Annotated in this window: 4 protein-coding genes; 2 read left to right on the forward strand and 2 right to left on the reverse strand. The window is 70.7% G+C overall.

The window, feature by feature from the left end:
• Positions 1-194: 194 nt before the first annotated feature.
• Both ACWGH4_RS32675 and ACWGH4_RS32680 read right to left on the reverse strand, forming a co-directional pair.
• Positions 195-1,532: a DUF3152 domain-containing protein gene (locus ACWGH4_RS32675; RefSeq protein ID WP_453467230.1), complete on the reverse strand. Its 1,338-nt coding sequence runs from the start codon at positions 1,530-1,532 to the stop codon at positions 195-197.
• Between the two features lie 8 nt (positions 1,533-1,540).
• Complete coding sequence (locus tag ACWGH4_RS32680) at positions 1,541-2,506, reverse strand: alpha/beta fold hydrolase (protein WP_441264068.1); 966 nt, start codon at positions 2,504-2,506, stop codon at positions 1,541-1,543.
• A gap of 169 nt (positions 2,507-2,675) precedes the next feature.
• Here ACWGH4_RS32680 and ACWGH4_RS32685 point away from each other — a divergent pair, with 169 nt between their 5' ends.
• Both ACWGH4_RS32685 and ACWGH4_RS32690 read left to right on the forward strand, forming a co-directional pair.
• A complete protein-coding gene (locus ACWGH4_RS32685; RefSeq protein ID WP_453467233.1) occupies positions 2,676-2,900 on the forward strand; it encodes a hypothetical protein in 225 nt (74 codons plus the stop codon).
• A 243-nt stretch (positions 2,901-3,143) separates the two neighbouring features.
• Positions 3,144-3,788 (forward strand): TetR/AcrR family transcriptional regulator, encoded by a 645-nt coding sequence (locus ACWGH4_RS32690; RefSeq protein WP_307708158.1) that lies wholly within the window; start codon positions 3,144-3,146, stop codon positions 3,786-3,788.
• The last annotated feature ends 3 nt before the right edge of the window (positions 3,789-3,791 follow it).

Consider the following 3,791-nt stretch of genomic DNA (forward strand, 5'->3'; position numbering starts at 1 on the left):
CGGTTGTTTGCCCCCGCAAAACCCCCCCATCCGCTTTTCCGGCCCCATCGGGGGGGCGCCTCCCCCGGGCGCCCCGCCCCCCCACCGGAAGGGGTGAATGCACGTAACTTTCGCTGCCGGGTAGCGTTCTGTCGCGCTACGGTGCGATTCGGCTACAGAGGGTCAGGCTGCGGCCATTGCACGGAAGGGGTGACTCAATCGCCGGGGTACACCCATGGATTGGCCCGGCACTTGATGCCGCCGACGTCCAGCGTCTTGGTCTGCTGTTGCATCACGGGCGCGAGGGCACCCGGGGTGGAGCAGTTCACGTGGTTGTAGCCGAGGCGGTGCCCGACTTCGTGATTGATGAGCATCTGGCGATACGCCAGCATCGCGTCGTCGCCGTAGGTCTCGGCGCCCTGTGCCCACCGGAACGCGTTGATCATCACGCGCTCGGTCGAGGCGGAGTCGCAGGAGACGTTGTCCACGGTCGTGTCGAGCCCCGACTTCGCGCACCAGACGGCGGTGGTCCCCGGGCTCGCCAGCGTGATGACGAACTCGGCCTCGCCGGACGAGATCCGCTCGAAGGTCATGGCCCCGCCGTGCGCCCAGCTGCGGTCGTCGTTCAGCGTCTCCTGGACGGCCCTGGCGAAGAGACCGGCGTCCAGGCCGAGGCCCTTCTCGACATCGATGCGGTAGCTGACCTTGCGGCCCTTGCCGGGCGCCTTGTCGAAGCCGGGAACGGCCTCGAAGTCACCGGAGGCCTTGAGGTCCGGGTCGATCGGGAACTGCCGCGTCATCAGCTGCTGGTAGGTCGGGGGAGCGGCCGGGGGTTTCGCGGCCTGGGGCGGGGTGGGCCTGCCCTCCGAGCGGTCGGGCCGCTGCTGCGCCTCCCGCTCCTCGCCGGACGCCTGCGAGCCGATCTCGCCCGACCGGTCCGTCGCGACCTGTCCGGCCACCACCACGGCGAGCACGGTGGTCACCGCGGCGGCCGCGATGCCCGTGAACGTACGGCCCTTGCCGCCCTTGGCGGGCGGTTCCCCGGCCGGCGCGGCGTCCGGGTCGGGAACGTCCTCGGTGTCCGCGGCGATCTCGGGCGGCCGCCCGTGCCCCGAATCCCAGTCGGTGACGGAGTCGTAGGGATAGTCGGGCGAGTACCGGTCAGGGCGCGGCGGGCGCGGGTCGGGGGCCCGGTCGAAGGCCTCGACGTACTCCCGGCGGGGGCCCGGTATGCGCGGCCCGGTGGTCATGGTGCGCGACTGGGGCGGCTGGACGCGCTGCGCGCCCTGCTCCGGCGACGTGCCCTGCCAGTCCCCCCACCCACCGCCGGGCTCCCGGTGTTCCGGGTGCCCGCCGCGGGCGTGCGGCACCCCGTGGTCGGTGCCGTGACCGGGAGCGTTCCACCCGGGGGCGGGACCGGGCCCCGGCGCGAGCCTGCGCCGGCCGTTGCCGGGTACGGCGGTCACGGCCTCCCGTTCACCGGAGTCCGGTCCACCGTCCGCGCCGGTGCGGGCTCCCTTCGGAAGAGGGCCCTTGCGGCTGTGTCGTCCCACGCCCCGGATCAGCTCCTACCGCAGTCGTCGAGCAGCTCCCGGAAGGCCTGGGCGACCGCTTCCGGATACTCCATCATCGCAACGTGCCCGGCGTCCGGGAGCGTCAGCAGCCGGGAACCCCGGAACGCCGCTGCCGCCTTGCGCGCCATACGGTACGAGATGAGGAGGTCCTTGCGCCCGTAGACGAGGAGGGTCGGGGCGAGCACCCGCTCCGCCTGACGCCACAGTCCCTGCTGTCCGCCGAGGGTGTAGGCGTCCACGATGCCACGCGCCGACCTGGTCATCGCGTCCCAGAAGTAAGGAAGGCTCATCCGCCGTTCCATCTCCTCGACGGCGCGGCGGAGGGCTTCCTCCGTCACCCGTGAGGGGTCTCCGTAACAGAGCGCCAGTACCCCGCGCGTGCGGCGCTCAGCGGTCCAGTCCTTGGTCATCCGCGCGAAGAGGCCGGTGACTCCCGGCACCGCGAGCAAGGCGGTCGGCACGGCGGAGCGCTGCACGCGAAGCTCGGGAAGGGCGGGCGAGACGAGGCTCAGCGTGCGCACCAGGTCGGGCCTGGCGGCCGCGACGCGGGTGCAGACGGCGCCGCCGAGGGAGTTGCCCAGCAGATGCACGGGGCCGCGGGCGCTCGCGTCGAGGAAACGGATCACCGCCCTGGCGTGACCGGTGACCGAGTAGTTGCCGTCGTCCGGCGGCGGGGAGTCCCCGAAGCCGGGCAGGTCGATCGCCTCACCGTCCACGACGCCCTCGAGCTGCGCCATCAGCGCCGACCAGTTCTGCGAGGACCCGCCCAGTCCGTGCACGTACAGCGCGGGCGGCAGTCCGGTGCGCGCCGGGGGCCGGGAGCGGACCGTCAGGGTGAGCCCGGGCAGAGACACGGAACGGAGCTTCTCGCCGTCGGCGACGTGCACCGTCGCGACCTTCGGGGCCATCGCGGCACTGAGGGCGCGGGCTCCCGGCAGCTCGGTCGAAGACATGCGGCAATGTTACGAGACGATCACGCGGTGCTTGATGTGTTCGGTGTCACACATCACTCGCGTTCTGCCGGGCACCCGGACCTCGTCACCGAATCACCACGTAGCGACATGAATCAGTACCTCATAGGCTCGTAATCAAAAGCGCGCTCTCCATCGAAAGCGGTGCCGAATGTCAGTCGATCCGACCGATCCCGAGACCTTCGAGGAAGACGACAACGAGAACAGTGCGACGCATGCCGCGGAGGTCCCAGAGGCCGATGCCGCCGAGCAGCACACCGACGTACGCGCCGAGCGCGACGACCCGATGAATCACGTCGACCCGGCCGCCGCGAACGAGGCGGATGCCGTCGAACAGACCCGCGTGGTCAAACTCGACGAGGACGACTACCGGTGACCTGCCGCCCGTTGCCCCGGTATGTCCGGGGAAGGGGCGTGAACCGGCAGCTTCCGAGACTGTCCGGTCCGTGAAATCCTGCGTCCGCACGACGCACAGCCGGGTTACCCAAAAGTACGATGGCGGGCGCGGCGCACAGCGCGCGCGGAGCCCCCGCGCCGGGCCGGACAATTCTTGGTCGAGGAAGAGTCTGCCCGAACTGTGCTTGTCAGAACTGTGCTTGTTCTTACATTGGGAGGCGGCGTGACAGCCATCGAGCAGACAGAGGCGGCGCGCCCGCGGGGCACACGCCTGCCACGCCGAGCCCGCAGAAACCAGCTCCTGGGCGCCGCCCAGGAAGTTTTCGTGGCTCAGGGATACCACTCGGCGGCGATGGACGACATCGCCGAGCGTGCCGGGGTCAGCAAGCCCGTGCTCTACCAGCACTTCCCGGGCAAGCTCGAGCTCTACCTGGCGCTCCTGGACCAGCACTGCGAATCGCTGCTCCAGGCCGTCCGCGGCGCGCTCGCCTCGACGACGGACAACAAGCTCCGCGTCGCCGCCACCATGGACGCCTACTTCGCCTACGTAGAGGACGAGGGCGGTGCGTTCCGGCTGGTCTTCGAGTCGGACCTGACCAACGAGCCCGCCGTCCGCGAGCGGGTGGACCGGGTCTCGCTGCAGTGCGCCGAGGCCATCTCCGACGTGATCGCGGAGGACACGGGCCTGTCCAAGGACGAGTCGATGCTGCTGGCGGTGGGTCTGGGCGGCGTCTCCCAGGTCGTCGCCCGTTACTGGCTCTCCAGCGGCTCGGCCATCCCGCGCGACACGGCGGTCCAGCTGCTGACGTCGCTGGCCTGGCGCGGTATCGCCGGCTTCCCGCTGCACGGCACCGAGCAGCAGCACTGAGAC

It is taken from the genome of Streptomyces sp. NPDC054847, assembly GCF_053610925.1.

What these genes read in the sequence shown, in the direction of transcription:
- ACWGH4_RS32680 (WP_441264068.1), bottom strand. Translation starts at nt 2,506, where the DNA reads ATGTCTTCGACCGAGCTGCCGGGAGCCCGCGCCCTCAGTGCCGCGATG.
- ACWGH4_RS32685 (WP_453467233.1), top strand. Translation starts at nt 2,676, where the DNA reads ATGTCAGTCGATCCGACCGATCCCGAGACCTTCGAGGAAGACGACAAC.